This window comes from Streptococcus mitis (assembly GCF_901542415.1).
GTDB classification, from domain to species: domain Bacteria; phylum Bacillota; class Bacilli; order Lactobacillales; family Streptococcaceae; genus Streptococcus; species Streptococcus mitis_BL.
On the sequence record NZ_CABEHV010000004.1, the window covers coordinates 1,750,385 to 1,773,109 of the forward strand.

Consider the following 22,725-nt stretch of genomic DNA (forward strand, 5'->3'; position numbering starts at 1 on the left):
TACCAATTTTTACTCTTGACAAGTGAAAGAAACAAGTATATACTGTTTTTGCTGATTCTATAAAAGAGGAATTAGACTATACCAATTTTAAGGAGAAAGCACAGCTGGTCTGTGTCGTATATACTATGTGTGGAATTGTTGGTGTTGTTGGAAACACAAATGCAACTGATATTTTGATTCAAGGGCTTGAAAAGCTCGAATACCGTGGCTATGATTCTGCGGGGATTTTTGTCCTAGGTGGTGCTGAAAATCACCTAGTCAAGGCTGTCGGTCGTATCGCAGAATTATCTGCTAAGACAGCTGGTGTTGAGGGTACAACTGGTATCGGACATACTCGTTGGGCGACTCACGGGAAACCAACGGAAGACAATGCTCACCCACACCGCTCTGAGACAGAACGTTTTGTCTTGGTGCACAATGGAGTGATTGAGAACTACCTTGAAATCAAGGAAGAATACCTTGCAGGTCACCACTTCAAAGGGCAAACAGACACTGAAATTGCCGTTCATTTGATTGGAAAATTTGCGGAAGAAGAAGGGCTCTCAGTTCTTGAAGCCTTCAAAAAAGCTCTTCACATCATCCGTGGTTCTTATGCCTTTGCCTTGATTGACTCTGAAAATCCTGAAGTTATCTACGTAGCTAAGAATAAATCACCACTTTTGATTGGTCTTGGGGAAGGATATAACATGGTCTGCTCAGATGCTATGGCTATGATTCGTGAGACCAATCAATACATGGAAATTCATGACCAAGAGTTGGTAATCGTCAAGGCTGATAGCGTGGAAGTTCAAGACTATGATGGTAATAGTCGTGAGCGTGCTAGCTACACTGCTGAGCTAGACTTGTCAGATATCGGTAAAGGAACTTACCCTTACTACATGCTTAAGGAAATTGACGAGCAACCAACTGTTATGCGTAAACTAATCCAAGCCTACACAGATGAGGCTGGTCAAGTAGTAGTAGACCCAGCTATCATCCAGGCTGTTCAAGACGCAGACCGCATCTATATCCTTGCAGCTGGAACATCTTACCACGCAGGATTTGCTTCTAAGAAGATGCTGGAAGAATTGACGGATACACCAGTTGAACTTGGAATCTCATCTGAGTGGGGCTACGGTATGCCACTTCTCAGCAAGAAACCACTCTTCATCTTTATCAGCCAGTCTGGTGAAACAGCGGATAGTCGTCAAGTTTTAGTCAAGGCTAATGAAATGGGAATCCCAAGCTTGACAGTGACAAATGTCCCAGGTTCAACTCTTTCTCGTGAAGCCAACCATACCATGCTCCTTCATGCAGGACCTGAAATTGCCGTAGCCTCAACCAAGGCTTATACAGCGCAAATTGCAGCCCTTGCCTTCCTGGCAAAAGCAGTTGGTGAAGCAAACGGCAATGCTAAAGCTCAAGCCTTCGACCTGGTTCATGAGTTGTCAATCGTAGCTCAGTCTATCGAGTCAACTCTTTCAGAGAAAGAAACCATTGAAGCCAAGGTTCGTGAGCTTCTTGAAACAACTCGCAACGCCTTTTATATCGGACGTGGTCAAGATTACTATGTAGCCATGGAAGCAAGTCTCAAACTCAAAGAGATTTCTTACATCCAGTGTGAAGGCTTTGCGGCAGGAGAACTCAAGCATGGAACCATTGCCTTGATTGAAGAAGGAACGCCAGTCTTGGCCCTCTTGTCAGATCCAGTCCTTGCCAACCACACTCGTGGAAATATCCAAGAGGTTGCAGCCCGTGGTGCCAAAGTCCTCACTATCGCAGAAGAGAATGTTGCCAAAGATACAGACGATATCGTCCTTACGACTGTACACCCTTACCTCTCACCAATCTCAATGGTCGTGCCAACGCAATTGGTCGCTTACTTTGCAACACTCCACCGTGGCCTTGATGTGGATAAACCACGTAATCTTGCCAAGTCAGTAACGGTAGAATAAGCTAAAAAGTCTAGTTATCTAGGCTTTTTCTTATGAGCAAATGGGTTGCTTGTACTCAAGATTCGTGTTAGAATAATTTTTCAAATTGAAGGACAGAAATAGACAGGGAGAATCACAATGGTAGAATTGGGAATTTCAACATTTGGGGAAACAACGGAGCTTGAGGGGACTGGGCAAACTTACAGTCATGCCGAACGCATTCGTCAGTTGCTGGCAGAGATTGAACTGGCTGACAAGGTTGGTTTGGACGTGTATGGGATTGGCGAGCACCATCGAGAGGATTTTGCAGTATCAGCCCCAGAGATTGTTCTGGCTGCTGGGGCAGTTAATACCAAGAAAATCCGTTTGACCAGTGCAGTCAGCATACTCTCGAGCATGGACCCGATTCGTTTGTTCCAACAGTATGCCACTATCGATGCTTTGTCAAATGGGCGAGCGGAGATTATGGCTGGAAGGGGTTCTTTCACGGAATCTTTTCCCTTGTTTGGATATGATTTGAAAGACTACGAAGTCCTTTTTGATGAGAAATTAGACTTGCTTCAGTTAGTCAATGAAAAGACCAAGTTAGACTGGCAAGGTCGATTGACCCAAACAATCTCTGGTAAAGAAGTTTATCCTCGTCCGGTTCAGGACAAATTGCCCTTGTGGATAGCGACAGGTGGTCATGTAGAATCAACAGTGAAGATTGCTCAGACAGGCCTACCGATTGTCTATGCCATTATTGGTGGTAACCCTCGTTATTTTAAAAAGTTGATTCAGGCTTATCGTGAGATTGGAAGCGAAGCGGGTTATGCCAGTCAGGAACTAAAGGTTGGAGCTCATTCTTGGGGTTGGATTGCTGAAGATGGTGAGCAGGCTGTAAAAGATTATTTCCATCCGACTAAGCAAGTGGTGGATGCTATTTCCAAAGACCGTCCGCACTGGCAGGAATTGCGTTATGAGCAATATTTGGAGCAAGTTGGGCCAAATGGTGCTATGTTTGTGGGCAATTCAGATCAGGTGGCCGAAAAATTGATTCGCATGATTGAAGACTTAGGTTTGGATCGCTTTATGTTGCACCTACCTCTTGGTTCTATGCCTCATGAACAAGTCCTGAGAGCTATTGAACTCTTCGGTACACAAGTTGCACCCAAAGTACGGGCTTATTTTGCCATGAAAGAGGCTTAATAAAAAATCCTAATCAAGCTGATAAAAAATCTATATAACAACTATTTTTAAAAAAGTAATAAACAGAAAAGAATCTCTGAAAAGCTAGTAAAATCAAGCTTTCCAGAGATTTTTTTCGTTATTGATATAAACAATCCCAATCAAGTCGATAGTCAATATATATTGGGAAAAGGTCAAAAGGAGTGGTAAGATGGTTTCAATCCAAATGGAAGGAGAAAAGTATGACAAGTAAAAGAGAACTAGTTTTTAGAGCCATCCGAGGAGAAGAGGTGGAACGGGTTCCTGTAGGCTTTTGGTTTCATTTTGTAACACTGGAGGAAAAAGGGCAAGGATTAAATAACCCACGTATCTTTCAAAAAAGTGTAGAGGGGCATCGGAAGTACGTTGAAAGAATCCATCCTGACTTTGTTAAAATAATGAGTGACGGCTTTTTCATTTATCCAAGTAATGTTTATGGTCCTTCAGTTGCAAGTATTCAGGAGTTGGCTTCTATTGAGTCGATTGGTGAAAACCATCCTTAGATTCAGCAACAAGTAGAAGTGGTACAAGCCATTCGAGCAACCTTCACTGAGGAAATTGCTTCATTCTACAATATCTTTTCTCCGATTTCCTACTTGAAAAGGTGGTTTCGTACAGAGGCTTCTAGAGGTGATAAGGATGTTGCAGATATTTTTCTTGAAAATCCAGAGTTATTCAGTGAAATTTTAGACGTGATAGCAGAGGATATCGCTATCCTAACTAAAAAAATCATTCAGGATGGTGGAGCAGATGGAATCTATCTCAGTACTCAAGAAATTCAGGATGAGCGCATCACAGCAGAATTGTATCAGACCTATATTGAGCCAAGCAACATAAAGGTTTTAGAAGCTGCCAATCAGGTAGGTGGGGTAAATATCCTGCATATCTGCGGTTTCCAAGGTGCCAGTAACAATGTGACTATTTTCAAAGATTATCCAGCCCAGGTTTTCAATTGGGCAACCCACCATGAAGCAGTCAGTTTACCTCAAGGTCAGGAGCTATTTTATGGCAAAGCGGTCTTGGGTGGTTTTGAAAATGGGAAGCAGAGCCTGCTTTATGGAGGTAGTAAGGCTAAACTACAAGAGGAAACCAAACGATTGTTGACTGAAGCTGGGACTAGAGGGGTCCTTCTTGGAGCGGATTGCACAGTTCCAGATGACTTTGAATTAGAAAGATTGGACTGGATTCGTCAGGCTGCTATTTTAGAATAGGAGGACCTTATGAAAAGAAAAAAGTGGCTATTGGTAGGGACGGCCCTCGGCTTTGTCATCTTACTTGCGATCAGTCTTACAAAGGGACTTACTTGTAAGGGAGGGCCAAGATGTCATGGAGTTCAGGATTTTCAGAAAGGAAGTCTTCACTTTATTCAAACCAATGATATTGCCAGTGTTTTATTAGTTGAAAAAGAAAGAAATGGAGAATAAAGATGTCAGAAAATAGAGAATGGGTTTTAAAAGCATTTAGAGGAGAAGCGGTCGATCGTGTGCCAGTTGGTTTTTGGCATCACTTTACATCAGAAGAGGAATGGTTAAAGGGTTTTTCAAATCCTGTGATTATTGAAAAGAACATACAAGGTCACAAACAATTTATCCGTGACCTACATCCCGACTTTATCAAGTTGATGAGTGATGGCTATTTTGCTTATCCAAATCCAGTTATTGCCAAAGGAAAGTCACTCCAAGAGCTGTCGGAGATTCAACCTCTGGGTGAAGATCATCCGTGGATTAGAGAGCAGGTAGAATTAGTGAAGAAGATTAAGCAGGAGTTTACGGAAGATATTGTTGCTATTTACAATATATTTGCGCCTGTGACCTACCTCAAATGGTTACTTGGAGAAGTGTCTGGTGGAGATGATCTCATTGCAGATTTCTTGGTCCAAAATCCTCAGAAATTGAAAAAAGTACTTGATGTGATTGCGCAAGATATCGCTAGCTTGAGTCAAGCTATTATTAAAGATGCAGGAGTAGACGGTATTTATCTCAGTGTGCAAAGTATTCAGGATGCGCGTGTTTCTGCTGAAGCCTATCAGGAGATTATTGCGCCGAGTGAACTGACTGTTTTAAATGCAGCTAAGTCGGTTGGTGGGGTAAATATACTTCATATCTGTGGCTATGAAGGAGCCCGAAATGATATTCATATCTTTGCTGACTATCCAGCTCATGTTTTTAACTGGGCAGTTGGTCCAGAAGGGATCAGCTTAAAAGAAGGTCGTGAGATTTTCAAGGGTCATGCTGTTCTGGGAGGATTTGAAAACGGTAAAGATGGCCTTCTTTATCGAGGCAGTAAGGAAGAAATTCAAGCTGAAACCAAACGCTTGATAGAAGAAACAGGTAAAGATGGCCTCATACTTGGAGCAGATTGTACCATTCCGAGCGATATTGCAGTGGAACGTATCCAGTGGGTGAGAGAAGCATTAGATAAATAAAGGAGAAGAATATGAGTAAGAAAACATGGATTATTGGTGGAGTTGCGGTTGTGGCAGTACTTGGAGCAACGATTGTTGGTAGAACTTTGGCAGGAGCATCTGCTAAAGGTGCAGATGCAGCTTCGTCTGGACAAGTAATAACTTTAAAAGTTGCTCATACCCAAAACTATGTCCCTTATGATTTTATTGACGAAAAAGGGGAATCAGATGGTTATGAAGTCGCTGTTTTAAAGGCGGTTGATGAGAAATTAGCAGATTATAAATTTGAGTATACAGGAACTAGTGATGATGATCTTTTGATTGGACTTGAGTCTGGCAAGTACGATATTGGAACTAAAGGTGCTTGGTATACAGATGAACGGGCTAAGAAATTCATTATTCCATCTGAGCCAGTAGGAGCCAGCATTATTGGTTTTACTGTTAGAAAAGAAGATGAAGCCAAATATAAGAATATTGATGATTTCGCCAAAAACAAAGGCAAATTAGTACCAATCTCTCCTCAAAATGCTCAGTGGAATGTTATCAATAGTTATAATGACAAGCACAAGGATTCACCAATTGAGTTGACAGCTGCTGAATCATTCAAGGTGGCAGATGCTTATGCTTGGGTTTTAGAAGGACGTTACGATGCCTTCTTTGATATCAAGTTGTCTTTTGAAAAAGCAGTGACAGCAGAGGATGGTTCTTACCACCAATATGCGGACAAACTTAGCTGGTTCCCTTATAAAGGAATCCCAACCTATCCATTAATTCACCGTGATGAAAAGGGTGAGAAGTTTACTAAAGAGTATGAAAAAGCTATTAAAGAATTAAAAGAAGACGGTACTTTAGCTAAGCTTTCTCAAAAATACTTTAAAGAAGACGTCTTTAGCTACGTTGATAAAGATTAGATGAACAATCAGGCATGTTATACTCTTCGAAAATCTCTTCAAACCGCGTCAACGACGCCTTGCCGTAGGTATGGTTACTGACTTCGTCAGTTCTATCCATAACCTCAAAACACTGTTTTGAGCAACCTGCGGCTAGTTTGCTTTTTGATTTTCATTGAGTATTAGAAAGAGGTTTATATGGTTTCATATGATTTTTCAAGAGTGTTCCAATTTTTACCAACCTTATGGCAGGCTCTTCCTATGACCTTGTCCATTCTCTTTTTTACTACAATCCTCGGTTCCCTTTTCGGTGGCTTACTGGCTTGGGCTCAAGTGGGAGAAGATAAGACTTTTGCAGGTCTTTCCAAGGGCTATATTTTCACTCTTCGCTGTACTCCCCCCATTGTCTTACTGTTTTTAGTTTTTTATGGTTTGCCTGAATTTTTAAAATGGTGGCTGAATTTAGATATCAACAACTGGTCTAAGACGGTCTTCGTCTTATTCACCATGGTCTTACTATTTGCGGCTATCATTGCAGAAGTATTTAAGGCGTCCTATCAGGCAATTCCCAAAGGTCAGATGGAGGCTGGAGTCAGTATTGGTCTGACCCCTAGTCAGACATTTTGGAGAATCATTTTTCCTCAGGCTTTTCAAGTGGCTCTTCCAAATATGACGACCGCTATTCTAAATTTGATGCGGGACGCTGCCCTAGCCTATACGATTGGTTTTGTGGATGTCATGGGGGCTGGGAATCTCTTAATCAGTCGCAATTTGGGGAATTACTCTCTGGAAACCTATACAGCGGTTGCCATTCTTTATTGGGGTGTAGCCTTGGCTGTTTCCTTCTTGAGTCGCTTGTTAGAAAAATCTTTGGAAACGAAAGGGAGATAGGATATGGATTTAGACTATATTGCAAAAACCTTTTTAGAGACCTTAAAAGGGGTACCGACCACCTTGATTATCATGATTGTAGCCATGATCTTAAGTTTTCTACCAGCCTTGTTTTTAGCTCTGGGACAAATATATAAAGTAAAAGGTGTTCGAACTTTCTCTCTCGTGTATCTAGCTTTTATAAGAGCAACACCTCCGATTTTGCTGATTCTTTTCTTTTATAGTTTGTTTCCGAGTTTGCTCAATCAATTTCTCAAAAGCATAGGGAGTGATGTTGATATCTTTAAACTCAATCCGATCTATTATGCTTTTATTATCTATAGTTTGATGACGACAGGTAGTTTATCAGAAATCTTACGTTCGGCTATTTTGACTGTGGATAAGGGACAATTAGAAGCTGCACAAGCGATTGGCTTAACCACTAGTCAAGCTTATGTGAGGATTGTTTTTCCACAGGCCTTGCGATCAGCTTTGCCCAATCTGGCTAATCTAGTTATAAATATTGTAAAAGGAACCTCATTGGTCTTTGTGATGACTATTAAGGATATTACAGCAATTGCCCGTGTTGAAGCATCTTATGGTTATCAGTATTTTGAATCCTATTTTGTGATCTTTTTACAGTACATTCTTATTTGCGGATTGATTCAATGGGGCTTTTCAATCTTAGAGAAACGCTATATTCGAAGAGAAAAGGGACAAGTAGTGCCCAGTACAGGTTTAGCATAGGAGGAGACAATGTTACAAGTAGAACATGTTGCAAAAAAATTTGGAAACAGACAAGTCCTAGAGGATGTTAATCTCAAAGTCAACCAAGGGGATGTGGTTGTAATATTGGGGCCATCTGGATCAGGTAAAACGACTTTTCTCAGATGTCTCAATCATTTAGAAAAAGCAGATAGTGGCTCTTTGAAGCTTGCTGATAAAGACTACGATCTTGGCAAATTGACCAAAAAAGATATTTTAGAAATTCGCCAGAAGACCGCCTTTGTTTTTCAACATTATAATTTATTTGCTAATAAAACGGCCTTGGAAAATATTTTGGAGGGCCTGGTGATTGCGCGGAAAATTCCTAAGGAAGAAGCAACCAAACGTGCGGAAGCTGCCTTAGAAAAAGTTGGTTTACTAGCTTATAAAGATTACTATCCCTCTCAGCTTTCTGGAGGTCAGCAACAACGAATCGGCATTGCGCGTGCCATCGCTGTGAAACCAGAGGTCATTTTATTAGATGAGCCAACATCGGCCTTGGATCCAGAGTTGGTAGGGGATGTTTTAGATGTTTTAAAACAGTTGGCAAAAGAAGGGGTTACTATGGTAGTAGTGACTCATGAGATGGGTTTTGCTAGAGATGTAGCCAATCATGTCATTTTTATGGATGGTGGGAAAATTGTTGAAGAAAATAATGCCCATGATTTCTTTAGTCGTCCAAAAGAAGAAAGAACCAAGCAATTTTTGGCACGAATACTCTCGGATGCGACCTATAGTGTAGAATATATGATTTGATAGATAGGATTATTAGGGAAAAATCAATCCCCCGAGCATTGAGGCTCAGGGGATTTTTCTATAGGAGGGCTAGTTTAGTTCTCTTTTTTGTTTTTTAGTAAGAAACTGAGACCTAGAAGGGCAAGGAGACTAATTCCTGCAAACAGGAGTTTGTGATCGTTTTTGGTTCCTGTATTTGGAAGTTCAGCTTGTTTAGCTAGGGGTGAAGGTGTATTGTCTTTGCTAGAGTTTTCTACCGATTCGTTTTGAACCGCCTCTTTTACAGATGATGCTTGTGCTTCTTGTGCGGGTTGTTTAGCGTGTGAATCGGTTGTAGCTTGGCTAGGTTTATTTTCCGCATCAGCTACTTTGGCATCTGGTTTTGCAGAATCAGGTTTAGTTTGTGGAGCTGGAGTTTGCTGTTCCGGTTTGACTACTCGGTTGGACATATTGTCTTGGCTGTTATTTTGACCGTGTTCTTGTTTTAAGCTAGAAAGATCAAATTCTGGTTTTTCTTCCATAGCTGGGGCAACAATGGCACCGCCTTGAGAGACTCGAAGAACAGTAGCTGTAAGGGCATTTAATTTCAAGCCTTTTTCAGTCCACTCAAGTCCTTTCGGGTTGGCAATTCCGACTGGCCCTGCTTGGTTTTCATCTGCTAAAACTTCAGCATTTCTGAGATGTGCAAAGGCAGTTCCCAAATTAAATTCGCGAGCTTTTTCGTCCGCATTGACAAAGACTGCGTAGATATCCCCATTTGGAGCAGTGATTTGGTAGCCAATTACCACGTCCTCTTTTGCCACACCATTTTGGCCTGGAACAGTGATGAGGTGGACACGGTCTTTGATATCTTGGAGACTCTTAAGTCGGAAGGCATCTGTAGATTGACGAAGGGCAATCAAACCTTTCATATAGTCACGGCTCTTGACATTTTCAGGATATGCTTTTCCATCTGTAGCCTTAGTCCAGTCAAACTTGTTAATAGCATCACTCGAATCGTAAGAGTCATGGATGAAGTAAGGATAGTCAAATGGATTGCCGTCCTTATCACGCAACAAGTGAGATTTGTTTGGGACCTTATCCTCTGCTACTGGAGTCTTGTAGGCTGGGTCACGGAATTGTTTGGTACGTCCGTATTCCTGACCAGAGTGGATAAATGGAGTTCCTTGAGCTGTCAAGACCATGAGGTTTCCAAGTCGCAAACGACGGTGGATTTCAGCATAGTTCTCAGCCTTGCTTGGGTCTTTTTTGATAGACTGGGCAATGATGTCAAAGAGGGTCAAGTTATCATGGGCTGCGATGTATTGGATAACATCTCCAGGACTATCTGCTTCAAAGTTGGTTGGTTGAGCAATGAGATTTTTGAAGATAGTGTTGATATCACGCTTGCCACCTGTGATAAAGGCAGGTTGACCTTCGTTTGGATAACCAGACTTGAGGTTGTTACGGATGTCGTCTGAGAAGACTGCTACAGTATCGGTATGTTTCATCCAATCTTGGTCAGCAGCTTTAGTAGGCATATTTTCATCACCAGCATAGGTTCTCCAACCTTCACCCAGCATGATGAGGTTTGGATTGAGGGCGCGTGCAGCCTTGTACGCTTCTTCGATAGAAGCGGCATCATGGTCTCCCATCATATCGAAGCGGAATCCATCCACTTTGTAGGTATCAACTAGATATTTGATAGAGTCAACTAGGAGTCGTTTGGCCATATGATGGGTTGTTCCCAAACGTCCACCACCAAAGCTAGTGCGAGGTGTACCATCAGCATCCATAAAGTGGTAGTAGTTTGGTTCTAAATCTTCAAAGATATCGACTTTAGCTGTATGGTTATACACTACATCCAGGATAGCTCCCATGCCACGTTTGTGGATCTCGTTGATGAGGTTTTTAAATTCTGCGATTCGTTTTTCTGGATTTTTAGGATCGCTTGAGTACATACCAGTCAATGAGAAGTAGTTTTGAGGGTCATATCCCCAGTTATAGTTGCTGTTGCTTGAAGAATAGTCAGACAAGCGTTCATGGTTTTTCAATTCATTGACAAAGTAGTAAGACAAGACTGGAAGGAGCTGGATGTGGGTCACACCTAAGTCTTTGAGATAGTCTAGTTTTTCAATAAAGGCTTCAAAGGTACCAAATGGTTTGGTCAAGTCTTTTGCAATGGCAGGATCTGAAGTGAAGTCACGCACATGAGCTTCATAGATAACGGCATCTTCACGAGTCTTGAAGTTGTGAATCTTACCATAAGTTAAGTCTTGAGGTCCTAGTTTAGCTGGATTTACAAAGGCGGCTTTAGCCACTTTATGGGAATCGTCAATCTTAGCATCGTCGCTATTCCAAGCAGCGAGGGACTTAGCGTAAGGATCGAGTGCAAGAACCGTTTTACCCTGACGCTCGATTTGGTATTGATAATAGTATCCAGTGAAATCTGTGATGCCTAGTTTATTTGTGCTATCTAGAGTTTGTTTCCAAGTTCCTTTTTCCCCTTTTTCAAGAGCGACAGTTCCAACCACTTTTTCAGGGTCATTCTTGTCGTAGACAACAACAGAAACCTTATCAGCACTTGGTGACCAGAGAGTTAAATCAACCTGTTTTCCATTTTCTTTGAGGTCAGCTCCAAGTTTACCATCATAGCTGTAAGTCTCATCTTTAAGACGCCAGCTTGTTTTGGTAGTGAATTTGTCAGAGTTGTAGCTAACTGTATAAGGATGTTGTGTGTCAGAGAAATCTCCGCTGTAGGTCACTTTCTTGCCGGCTTCATCGATTGCGACATCGGTAATAGCTACTTTTTCTCCTAGGTGATTAGTGATGCTAGAGTGCTTGAGGATATCCTCTTTTTTAGCACCTACAAGTGTTGAAAAGCTACTTTCAATGCTAGAAGTTCCTACGTGTTGGGCTCCTGTCATACGGATATCATGGACATAGTATGGATTTGTGTAAATCGTTTCGTCATCGTCTTTTAGGAAAATTTGGCTATGGTTTTTCAAATCTGTGAACTTATAATCTTCTTTACGGATTTTCACGTCATCTCCTTGCTTGCTTCTGTCTAATAATAAAAATCCAAGGTCTTTAGCTGCATCTTTGAGTGGAATATCGATATAGCGACCGTATTTGCCTGTGGCCGTAAAGTCTGTTCCGTTAGGCCATTCACCACTACTTGGATTTTTCACATCTCCCCAGTACCAGAGAGATTTCTTGTCATAGTTGCCATCTGTACGGTAGTAGTTGACGCGAATAGTTCCTGCAGGCTGTGGTTCGTAAGAGAAAACCTTGTGATCTTGGTCCAACCAAGCCTCATTCATCTTTGGTGCCAGTTTTTCTACCGATTTATCACCTGTCAGATTTTTTCCAGCTGTATTGTTGATGAGGAAGCTAATTTTCTTGGCTTGTTCTCCCTTTAATTTGACATCTAGGTAATAGCCGTAGTCATCTTTTTTGGCATCCTTAAAGGACAAGGCTCCGTTAGGCCAATTTTCAGATGGTTTTTCAACATCATCCCAAGTCCATAGTCCTTGACTATCCTTGTTTTCTTCAGGAAGTTTTTTGACGTGGATACGGAAATAGTTGTCTTCGATTGGCTCTTCTGCCTTAGTTTCAGTCGTTACTGGACTCGTAGAAGTTGTTGGCTCGCTTGAACGATCTTGCCCAATTTGTGGTGCTGAGTCGGCTGGAGTTGCAGCAGGAGTAGTTATCTCTGTTGCAGGTTTTTCTTCTGTTTTTTCTAGGGAAGCGTTTGCATTTTTAGGCGAAGAAATATCACTTTCCTTCTTATCAGCGTTGGCTGTTGTATCAGTAAAAGGTTGGGCAAGGGCAGTAGTAGTTTCATTACTAGTTCCCTTATTATTTGTAGTATTTTCATTGGCTGAGATAGTTGGTGTAACCATGGCAAGCAGAACAAGGCTTGCTCCAATAAGGACAGAACCAGTTCCATTCTTGAGGGAACGGATGCTGTAAACCATTTTTTTCTCAGTGTGAGATGGTGTTTTTCTCATAATCATTCTCCTGTAAATGAATTTCTCTATCAGTATAGCATGTAGTAAAACAATATGCAAGCGTTTTCCTGGAATTAAACTAAAAGAAAAATCGCAACAGGTTTTGTTACGATTCAGTCAGTCTTTCTTTATGAATTTGTGAACCCAAAAGGTGGAGGTGGTGAAATAGTTCTGCAGTAGAAAGATTCCGACTACAAATAATTGGTTTCGGACAGTTGGAAACAGGGAAGGTAGTGATCACAATATCGTGAGAAATTTGATTGAAAATTGAGAATGAAATAGTAGCTTCTTCCCAAGAATCAAAGAGATAGAGATTATTGCCGTAGTGAGTTAGGGTGTCAATTAGATTTTGTGCGTGATGGCTATCCAGATGACTAATGACTAAAACACGTATTTTGGGAAGTTTTTGAAGTAATTGGACTAAAATTCGATGCCCTTGAATCGAAAAGGTATAGACAAGTTCTTGTAGCTTAATTTGGTGATTTTCCAGTCCCATCTCAATCAGATAAGATTGGAATTTGTATTGACTTACTTCAAATAGTTTTGGGAATTCTGCTTGATAATTACTTAAAATCTGGGATTTCTGTCTGTCGAGAGACTGGTTACTGAGTAAATGGAAGAAATCAGATTGGGCAGTGTAGTGGAGGAGCCAAATCAATTCCTCACGATTTTCAATCTGTAGGTGAAATTCTTTGGCCAGTTCTTCTAGAATTTGGCTCAATAAACGGTAGGATTTTTGAATCTGATGAATGTCTCCTAACGCTCCACTACTAGGATTAGTTGCGATTTGAGGAGACTTTACTGGGTTTGAAAATAGCTGTTCCAGTGTTTCTTTTGTCGGTTCAAAATAGAGCTTTTTAGCTATCTTCTTAATATTTTCTTCAAACTGGGTAATCTGCATGAGAGAGCTGTAGTGACTGGTTAAAAGGGGAGTAGGATTTTCAATCAAATGACTCTTATTAAAGCGCTCCAGATTGATAGCGAGGATATATTTGATTTGCCGTAAGCTACTGAGGTTGGGTGAAACTTGTTGGGCGTCCAAAAATAGCTGAATCAAGTGTGTGAGTGATTCTTCAGAAATAGAAGGGAAGGGCCAATCAAGAAAACTGTAACTTTGGCTAAAGTAGTCCAGATAAAAGGTGCGAATGTCTTCTTCTGCTCCCTCCAAGACTAAAGGAGAAAGTTGGATGTTGACGCTATAGTGTTGTGGAAGTTTAGTGTTGATACGATGAATGATTTCCTCAATCTGCTCTTGATTAGTGGAAAGTGCCTGACATATTTGCTCAAGCGATTGCCCCTCTTTGAAAAATAACTGGTTCAAAAAAGAATAGGTTTCAGATTGTTTAAAAATCGCAATCCTAGGATCCAAGGTGTTTTGAAAGTCAAATTGCAATTGAATACCTTTAGTTCTTGATTGTATCAGGAGGTTTGGGAATAATTGCTCAAGCTTAAAAAGGTGTTCTTGTAATTCTTCTATTGAACAATTCAGCTTCTCAGCCAAGACTGAAAGTGCTATCCAATCATGGTGTTTGGTTAATTCTTCCAGTAAGAATAGCAAGTCTTGATCAGTTTTAGACAGCAAGATATTCATCGCAAACCTCCCTATATATTTATACATATATATTAAAAGAAAAGCCTAGTAAAGTCAAGAAAAATAGCCTAAGATAAAAAAGTAAAGTTGTGATTTACTATATTTTGTATCGAACTGTTAAACTGAAAATGAAGTTTGCAAAGTAATCATTGAATTTAAATTTTTATAGGAAAAGATTTTGTCAAAAAATCGTTAATCCCCTTGAAAAATCTAGCTAAATAGGGTATAATATGAGTAATCATTTGTCGTAGGTTTTGTCTGAAATATTGTCCAGACAAGGCTCACAGCAGTTAAATCTTCTGGAAAAGTCAGATTTAGCTGCTCTTTTTGTGCTTTTTTTCAGGATTTCGCGTGTTTGTAACAAAGACTTAAAGATTCTGAAAATTCATCAAGAGGACACGGTGATAGGGGTTTTTAAAACCATATGACGATTAGAAAAGCCTGATTGACAAGGCTTGGAACTTATTTACAAAGGAGAATCATCTTGGCAGGACATGACGTTCAATACGGGAAACATCGTACCCGTCGTAGTTTTTCAAGAATCAAAGAAGTTCTTGACTTACCAAATTTGATTGAAATTCAAACTGACTCATTCAAAGATTTCCTAGACCATGGTCTGAAGGAAGTGTTTGAAGATGTATTGCCAATTTCAAACTTCACAGACACAATGGAGTTGGAATTTGTTGGATATGAAATCAAGGAACCAAAATATACGCTAGAAGAAGCTCGTATTCACGATGCTAGCTACTCAGCACCAATTTTTGTAACCTTCCGCTTGATCAATAAAGAAACAGGCGAAATTAAAACCCAAGAAGTTTTCTTTGGTGATTTCCCAATCATGACTGAAATGGGTACTTTCATCATCAATGGTGGTGAACGTATCATCGTATCTCAGTTGGTCCGCTCACCAGGTGTTTACTTTAACGATAAAGTTGATAAAAACGGTAAAGTGGGCTACGGTTCAACTGTTATCCCTAACCGTGGAGCTTGGTTGGAACTTGAAAGCGACTCAAAAGATATCGCCTACACTCGTATCGACCGTACTCGTAAGATTCCATTTACGACATTGGTTCGTGCGCTTGGTTTCTCAGGTGATGATGAAATCTTTGATATCTTTGGTGATAGCGAATTGGTTCGCAACACTGTTGAAAAAGATATCCACAAGAACCCAATGGACTCTCGTACAGACGAAGCCTTGAAAGAAATTTACGAACGCCTTCGTCCAGGTGAGCCTAAGACTGCTGAAAGCTCACGTAGCTTGCTTGTGGCTCGTTTCTTTGACCCACGTCGTTATGACTTGGCAGCTGTCGGTCGTTACAAAATCAATAAAAAACTCAATGTTAAAACACGTTTGCTCAACCAAACCATTGCGGAACCATTGGTAGACCCTGAAACAGGAGAAATCTTGGTAGAAGCTGGTACAATCATGACTCGTAGCGTGATTGAAAGTATTGAAAGCCATTTGGATGGTGATTTGAACAAGATTGTTTACATTCCAAATGATGCAGCCGTTGTGACTGAGCCAGTTGTTCTTCAAAAATTCAAGGTTGTTGCTCCAACTGATCCAGACCGTGTTGTAACTATTATTGGTAATGCTAATCCAGATGACAAGGTTCGTATCGTCACTCCTGCAGATATCCTTGCTGAGATGAGCTACTTCCTCAACTTGGCTGAAGGACTTGGGCGTGTAGATGATATCGACCACCTTGGGAACCGTCGTATCCGTGCGGTTGGTGAATTGCTTGCCAACCAAGTACGTTTGGGACTTTCTCGTATGGAACGTAATGTCCGTGAACGTATGTCTGTTCAGGACAACGAAGTTTTGACACCGCAACAAATCATCAATATCCGTCCTGTAACAGCTGCTGTTAAAGAATTCTTTGGTTCATCACAGTTGTCACAGTTCATGGACCAACACAACCCACTTTCTGAGTTGTCTCACAAACGCCGTTTGTCAGCCTTAGGACCTGGTGGTTTGACACGTGACCGTGCTGGATATGAAGTACGTGACGTGCACTACACTCACTACGGCCGTATGTGTCCAATCGAGACACCTGAAGGACCTAACATTGGTTTGATCAATAACTTGTCATCTTACGGACACTTGAACAAATATGGTTTTGTTCAAACACCATACCGTAAAGTTGACCGTGAAACAGGTATTGTTACTAACGAAATCGTTTGGTTGACAGCCGATGAAGAAGATGAATTTACTGTAGCACAGGCTAATTCTCGTCTGAATGAAGATGGAACATTTGCTGAGAAAGTTGTCATGGGACGTCACCAAGGGGTCAACCAAGAGTATCCAGCTAATGTTGTTGACTACATGGACGTATCACCAAAACAGGTAGTTGCCGTTGCGACAGCATGTATTCCTTTCTTGGAAAACGATGACTCCAACCGTGCCCTCATGGGAGCCAACATGCAACGTCAGGCTGTGCCATTGATTGATCCAAAAGCGCCTTACGTTGGTACTGGTATGGAATACCAAGCAGCCCACGATTCTGGAGCGGCTGTGATTGCCCAGTATGATGGTAAAGTTACTTACGCAGATGCTGATAAGGTAGAAGTACGCCGTGAAGATGGTTCATTGGACGTTTACCACATCCAAAAATTCCGTCGTTCAAACTCAGGTACTGCTTACAACCAACGTACGCTTGTTAAAGTTGGCGATGTCGTTGAAAAAGGCGACTTTATCGCTGACGGACCTTCTATGGAAAATGGGGAAATGGCGCTTGGACAAAACCCAATCGTTGCCTACATGACTTGGGAAGGTTACAACTTCGAGGATGCCGTTATCATGAGCGAACGCTTGGTTAAAGACGATGTCTACACATCTGTCCACCTTGAAGAATACGAATCAGAAACGCGCGATACAAAGCTCGGGCCTGAAGAAATTACGCGTGAAATTCCAAACGTTGGTGAAGATGCCCTTAAAGACCTTGACGAAATGGGGATTATCCGTATCGGTGCTGAGGTTAAAGAAGGCGATATTCTTGTAGGTAAAGTAACACCTAAGGGTGAGAAAGACCTTTCAGCTGAAGAACGTCTCTTGCACGCTATCTTCGGAGACAAGTCTCGTGAAGTACGTGACACTTCTCTTCGTGTACCACACGGTGCCGATGGTGTCGTTCGTGATGTTAAAATCTTTACCCGTGCAAATGGAGACGAGTTGCAATCAGGTGTTAACATGCTGGTTCGCGTCTACATCGCTCAAAAACGTAAGATCAAGGTCGGAGATAAGATGGCCGGACGTCACGGAAATAAAGGGGTTGTCTCTCGTATCGTTCCTGTAGAAGACATGCCTTACCTTCCAGACGGAACTCCAGTCGATATCATGTTGAACCCACTTGGGGTGCCATCACGTATGAATATCGGTCAGGTTATGGAGCTCCACCTTGGTATGGCAGCCCGTACTCTTGGTATCCACATTGCAACACCAGTCTTTGACGGAGCAAGTTCTGAAGATCTTTGGTCAACCGTTAAAGAAGCAGGTATGGATAGCGATGCCAAGACGATCCTTTACGATGGACGTACTGGTGAACCGTTTGATAACCGTGTTTCTGTCGGAGTCATGTACATGATCAAACTCCACCACATGGTTGACGATAAATTGCACGCGCGTTCTGTCGGACCTTACTCAACTGTTACTCAACAACCACTCGGAGGTAAAGCTCAGTTTGGTGGACAACGTTTCGGTGAGATGGAGGTTTGGGCTCTTGAAGCCTACGGTGCGTCAAATGTCCTTCAAGAAATCTTGACTTACAAGTCTGACGATATCAACGGACGTTTGAAAGCTTATGAAGCTATTACAAAAGGAAAACCAATTCCAAAACCAGGTGTTCCAGAATCCTTCCGAGTTCTTGTCAAAGAATTGCAATCTCTTGGTCTTGACATGCGTGTCCTAGACGAAGATGACCAAGAAGTGGAGCTTCGCGACTTGGATGAAGGAATGGACGAAGATGTCATCCACGTAGATGACCTTGAAAAAGCCCGTGAAAAAGCAGCCCAAGAGGCTAAAGCAGCCTTTGAAGCTGAAGAAGCTGAGAAAGCAACAAAAGCGGAAGCAACAGAAGAAGCTGCTGAAGAAGAATAAGCAGTTCACTTAGAATAGAAAGGGAAGAAATAGTGGTTGATGTAAATCGTTTTAAAAGTATGCAAATCACCCTAGCTTCTCCAAGCAAAGTCCGTTCATGGTCTTATGGAGAAGTCAAAAAACCTGAAACAATCAATTACCGTACCTTGAAACCAGAACGTGAAGGACTCTTTGATGAAGTCATCTTTGGTCCTACAAAAGACTGGGAATGTGCTTGTGGTAAGTACAAACGCATTCGTTACAGAGGGATTGTTTGTGACCGTTGTGGGGTTGAAGTAACGCGTACAAAAGTTCGTCGTGAGCGTATGGGGCATATCGAGTTAAAAGCTCCTGTATCTCACATCTGGTACTTCAAGGGAATTCCAAGCCGTATGGGCTTGACCCTTGATATGAGCCCTCGTGCCCTCGAGGAAGTAATCTACTTTGCAGCTTATGTGGTGATTGATCCGAAGGATACACCACTTGAGCACAAGTCTATCATGACAGAGCGTGAATACCGTGAGCGCTTGCGTGAGTATGGTTATGGATCATTCGTTGCCAAGATGGGTGCCGAAGCCATCCAAGACCTTTTGAAACAAGTAGATCTTGAAAAAGAAATTGCTGAACTCAAAGAAGAGTTGAAAACAGCGACTGGACAAAAACGTGTCAAAGCAATCCGTCGTTTGGATGTTTTGGATGCCTTTTACAAGTCTGGAAACAAACCTGAATGGATGATTCTCAATATCCTTCCGGTTATTCCACCAGATCTTCGTCCAATGTTGCAGTTGGATGGTGGCCGTTTTGCCTCATCTGACTTGAACGACCTTTACCGCCGTGTTATCAACCGTAACAACCGTTTGGCTCGTTTGCTTGAGTTGAATGCACCAGGTATCATCGTTCAAAATGAGAAGCGTATGCTTCAAGAAGCGGTTGACGCTTTGATTGACAACGGTCGTCGTGGTCGTCCAATTACAGGACCAGGTAGCCGTCCATTGAAATCATTGAGCCACATGCTGAAAGGTAAACAAGGACGATTCCGTCAAAACTTGCTCGGTAAACGTGTTGACTTCTCAGGACGTTCCGTTATCGCCGTTGGTCCAACACTTAAGATGTACCAATGTGGTGTGCCGCGTGAAATGGCAATCGAGCTCTTTAAACCATTTGTCATGCGTGAAATCGTTGCTCGTGATATCGTGCAAAACGTCAAAGCAGCTAAACGCTTGGTGGAACGTGGAGACGAACGCATCTGGGATATCCTTGAAGAAGTGATCAAAGAACATCCAGTGCTTCTTAACCGTGCACCGACTCTTCACCGTTTGGGTATCCAAGCCTTCGAGCCTGTCTTGATTGATGGTAAGGCCCTTCGCTTGCACCCACTTGTCTGTGAAGCCTACAATGCCGACTTTGACGGGGACCAAATGGCCATCCACGTACCGCTTTCAGAAGAAGCCCAAGCAGAAGCTCGTATCCTCATGCTCGCTGCTGAGCATATCTTGAACCCGAAAGATGGTAAACCAGTTGTTACTCCATCTCAGGATATGGTTTTGGGTAACTACTACTTGACCATGGAAGAAGCTGGTCGTGAAGGTGAAGGAATGGTCTTCAAAGACCGTGATGAAGCTGTCATGGCTTACCGCAATGGTTATGTTCACCTCCACTCACGTGTTGGTATCGCAACTGACAGCCTTAACAAACCATGGACAGAAGAGCAAAAACACAAGGTCTTGCTTACAACAGTTGGTAAAATTCTCTTCAACGATATCATGCCAGAGGGACTACCATACTTGCAAGAACCAAACAATGCCAACTTGACAGAAGGTGTTCCAGCTAAATACTTCTTGCCACTTGGTGGAGATATCAAGGAAGCAATCAGCAAACTTGAACTCAACCCTCCATTCAAGAAGAAAAACCTTGGAAATATCATCGCTGAAATCTTCAAACGTTTCCGTACGACAGAAACTTCTGCCCTACTTGACCGTATGAAGAACCTCGGTTACCACCACTCAACTCTTGCAGGATTGACAGTGGGTATTGCCGATATCCCAGTCGTTGATGACAAGGCTGAAATCATTGAAGAATCACACAAACGTGTAGAACAAATCACAAAACAATTCCGTCGTGGTATGATCACAGACGACGAGCGCTACAATGCTGTTACAGCTGAATGGCGTGCTGCTCGTGAAAAACTAGAGAAACGTTTGATTGCCAACCAAGATCCTAAGAACCCAATCGTTATGATGATGAACTCAGGAGCCCGTGGTAATATCTCAAACTTCTCACAGCTTGCCGGTATGCGTGGTCTGATGGCTGCTCCGAACGGACGTATCATGGAATTGCCAATCCTTTCAAACTTCCGTGAAGGTTTGTCAGTACTCGAAATGTTCTTCTCAACTCACGGTGCCCGTAAAGGTATGACCGATACGGCCCTTAAGACAGCCGACTCAGGTTACTTGACTCGTCGTTTGGTTGACGTTGCCCAAGACGTTATTATCCGTGAGGACGACTGTGGAACTGACCGTGGTCTCTTGATCCGCTCTATCGCAGAAGGAAAAGAGATGATCGAGTCTCTCGAAGAGCGTCTCAATGGTCGTTACACTAAGAAAACTGTTAAACATCCAGAAACTGGTGCAGTAATCATTGGTCCAAATGAGTTGATTACAGAAGACAAGGCGCGTGAAATTGTCAACGCTGGTGTGGAAGAAGTGACTATCCGTTCCGTATTTACATGTAACACTCGTCATGGTGTCTGCCGTCACTGTTACGGTATCAACTTGGCGACTGGTGATGCGGTTGAAGTTGGTGAAGCAGTTGGTACAATCGCTGCCCAATCTATCGGGGAACCTGGTACACAGCTTACAATGCGTACCTTCCACACGGGTGGGGTTGCCTCAAATACCGATATCACTCAGGGTCTTCCTCGTGTCCAAGAAATCTTTGAAGCCCGCAATCCTAAAGGGGAAGCGGTTATCACAGAGGTTAAAGGACAAGTTACTGCTATCGAAGAAGATGCGTCAACTCGTACCAAGAAAGTCTTTGTTAAGGGTGAAACTGGCGAAGGCGAATATGTTGTTCCATTTACCGCTCGTATGCGTGTTGAAGTTGGTGACCAAGTAGCGCGTGGTGCTGCTCTTACAGAAGGTTCTATCCAACCAAAACGTCTCCTTGCAGTTCGTGATGTCTTGTCAGTTGAAACTTACCTTCTTGGTGAAGTACAAAAAGTTTACCGTAGCCAAGGGGTAGAAATCGGTGACAAACACATCGAGGTAATGGTTCGTCAAATGATCCGTAAAGTCCGTGTCATGGATCCAGGTGACACAGATCTTCTCATGGGTACCCTCATGGATATCAATGACTTTACAGATGCTAACAAAGATGTCCTTATCGCAGGTGGAGTTCCAGCGACAGGTCGCCCAGTTCTTATGGGAATTACCAAAGCCTCACTTGAAACAAACAGTTTCTTGTCAGCGGCTTCCTTCCAGGAAACAACTCGTGTCCTTACAGATGCGGCTATCCGTGGTAAGAAAGACCATCTCCTTGGACTTAAAGAAAATGTTATCATCGGTAAGATCATCCCAGCAGGTACTGGTATGGCCCGTTACCGTAACCTTGAACCACATGCTATCAACGAAGAAGAATACCTTAACCCTCCAGTAGAGGAAGAAGAAAACGAAGAAGCAACAGAAGTAGTTGTGGATACTGCCGTTGAAACTGTGGAAGAAACAGTAGAATAAAAGAGAATGAGAGAGCCTTCGGGTTCTCTTTCTCTTTTCTGAAAACTTTCTCCATTTTTCCATGAAATGTGGTAAAATAAAAGAAAGAAGCTGACAAAGGAGACGGGTATGGAACAAACATTCTTTATCATTAAACCAGATGGTGTAAAAAGAGGACTAGTGGGTGAAGTGTTGAAACGGATCGAACAACGTGGATTTACAATTGAAAAATTGGAGTTGCGTTCACAGGTTTCAGAAGAGTTGATTGACCAGCACTATCAGGACTTGGTTGGTCAGAGTTTTTACCCACCGATTCGTGAATTTATGACTTCAGGACCGGTTCTTGTAGGTATCATTTCTGGTCCCAAAGTAATTGAAACTTGGCGAACTATGATGGGGGCAACTCGTCCAGAAGAAGCTTTACCAGGAACTATTCGAGGTGATTTTGCAAAAGCTGCTGGAGAAAACCAAGTTATCCAAAATGTTGTACATGGTTCAGATTCAGAAGAGTCAGCTAAGCGAGAAATTGCTCTTTGGTTTAAGGAAAAATAGCAAAAGGTTTGATGTAAGGATT

Annotated in this window: 13 protein-coding genes and 1 pseudogene; 12 read left to right on the forward strand and 2 right to left on the reverse strand. The window is 42.2% G+C overall.

Features of this window, described 5'->3' with window-relative positions:
• Window positions 1-125: 125 nt before the first annotated feature.
• The 9 genes and pseudogenes from glmS (at window position 126) to FQT24_RS09185 (ending at window position 8,804) form a co-directional block, all read left to right on the forward strand.
• Window positions 126-1,934, forward strand: coding sequence for a glutamine--fructose-6-phosphate transaminase (isomerizing) (gene glmS / locus FQT24_RS09145; RefSeq protein WP_143952796.1), 1,809 nt, complete (start codon window positions 126-128; stop codon window positions 1,932-1,934).
• 117 nt (window positions 1,935-2,051) lie between these two features.
• Window positions 2,052-3,101 carry an LLM class flavin-dependent oxidoreductase gene (locus tag FQT24_RS09150; protein ID WP_143952797.1) on the forward strand — a complete coding sequence of 350 codons (1,050 nt, stop codon included), beginning with the start codon at window positions 2,052-2,054 and terminating at the stop codon, window positions 3,099-3,101.
• Window positions 3,102-3,322: 221 nt separating this feature from the next.
• Window positions 3,323-4,330, forward strand: a pseudogene (locus FQT24_RS09155) (uroporphyrinogen decarboxylase family protein).
• Window positions 4,331-4,339: 9 nt separating this feature from the next.
• The gene (locus tag FQT24_RS09160; protein ID WP_143952798.1) at window positions 4,340-4,543 is read left to right on the forward strand and encodes a hypothetical protein; all 204 of its coding nucleotides are present in this window, start codon (window positions 4,340-4,342) and stop codon (window positions 4,541-4,543) included.
• Window positions 4,544-4,545: 2 nt separating this feature from the next.
• A complete protein-coding gene (locus tag FQT24_RS09165; protein WP_143952799.1) occupies window positions 4,546-5,544 on the forward strand; it encodes a uroporphyrinogen decarboxylase family protein in 999 nt (332 codons plus the stop codon).
• Between the two features lie 11 nt (window positions 5,545-5,555).
• The gene (locus FQT24_RS09170; RefSeq protein WP_143952800.1) at window positions 5,556-6,434 is read left to right on the forward strand and encodes a transporter substrate-binding domain-containing protein; all 879 of its coding nucleotides are present in this window, start codon (window positions 5,556-5,558) and stop codon (window positions 6,432-6,434) included.
• Window positions 6,435-6,611: 177 nt separating this feature from the next.
• Complete coding sequence (locus tag FQT24_RS09175) at window positions 6,612-7,304, forward strand: amino acid ABC transporter permease (protein ID WP_004256697.1); 693 nt, start codon at window positions 6,612-6,614, stop codon at window positions 7,302-7,304.
• 3 nt (window positions 7,305-7,307) lie between these two features.
• A complete protein-coding gene (locus FQT24_RS09180; RefSeq protein ID WP_143952801.1) occupies window positions 7,308-8,030 on the forward strand; it encodes an amino acid ABC transporter permease in 723 nt (240 codons plus the stop codon).
• 9 nt (window positions 8,031-8,039) lie between these two features.
• Window positions 8,040-8,804, forward strand: coding sequence for an amino acid ABC transporter ATP-binding protein (locus FQT24_RS09185; RefSeq protein ID WP_143952802.1), 765 nt, complete (start codon window positions 8,040-8,042; stop codon window positions 8,802-8,804).
• A 74-nt stretch (window positions 8,805-8,878) separates the two neighbouring features.
• On the opposite strand, the gene FQT24_RS09190 is transcribed toward FQT24_RS09185, so the two are convergent.
• The gene (locus FQT24_RS09190) at window positions 8,879-12,775 is read right to left on the reverse strand and encodes a pullulanase (RefSeq protein WP_143952803.1); all 3,897 of its coding nucleotides are present in this window, start codon (window positions 12,773-12,775) and stop codon (window positions 8,879-8,881) included.
• Between the two features lie 106 nt (window positions 12,776-12,881).
• Entirely contained in the window at window positions 12,882-14,366 is a 1,485-nt protein-coding gene (locus FQT24_RS09195; protein ID WP_143952804.1) for a M protein trans-acting positive regulator PRD domain-containing protein, read from the reverse strand.
• A 484-nt stretch (window positions 14,367-14,850) separates the two neighbouring features.
• On the opposite strand from FQT24_RS09195, the gene rpoB reads away from it, so the two are divergent.
• From rpoB to ndk, 3 genes are all read left to right on the forward strand, one after another.
• Window positions 14,851-18,462, forward strand: a complete 3,612-nt coding sequence (rpoB, locus tag FQT24_RS09200) for a DNA-directed RNA polymerase subunit beta (RefSeq protein WP_143952805.1) — start codon at window positions 14,851-14,853, stop codon at window positions 18,460-18,462.
• Window positions 18,463-18,494: 32 nt separating this feature from the next.
• Entirely contained in the window at window positions 18,495-22,172 is a 3,678-nt protein-coding gene (gene rpoC, locus FQT24_RS09205; RefSeq protein ID WP_185952566.1) for a DNA-directed RNA polymerase subunit beta', read from the forward strand.
• 108 nt (window positions 22,173-22,280) lie between these two features.
• Window positions 22,281-22,703, forward strand: coding sequence for a nucleoside-diphosphate kinase (ndk, locus tag FQT24_RS09210; protein ID WP_143952806.1), 423 nt, complete (start codon window positions 22,281-22,283; stop codon window positions 22,701-22,703).
• Window positions 22,704-22,725: the final 22 nt, after the last annotated feature.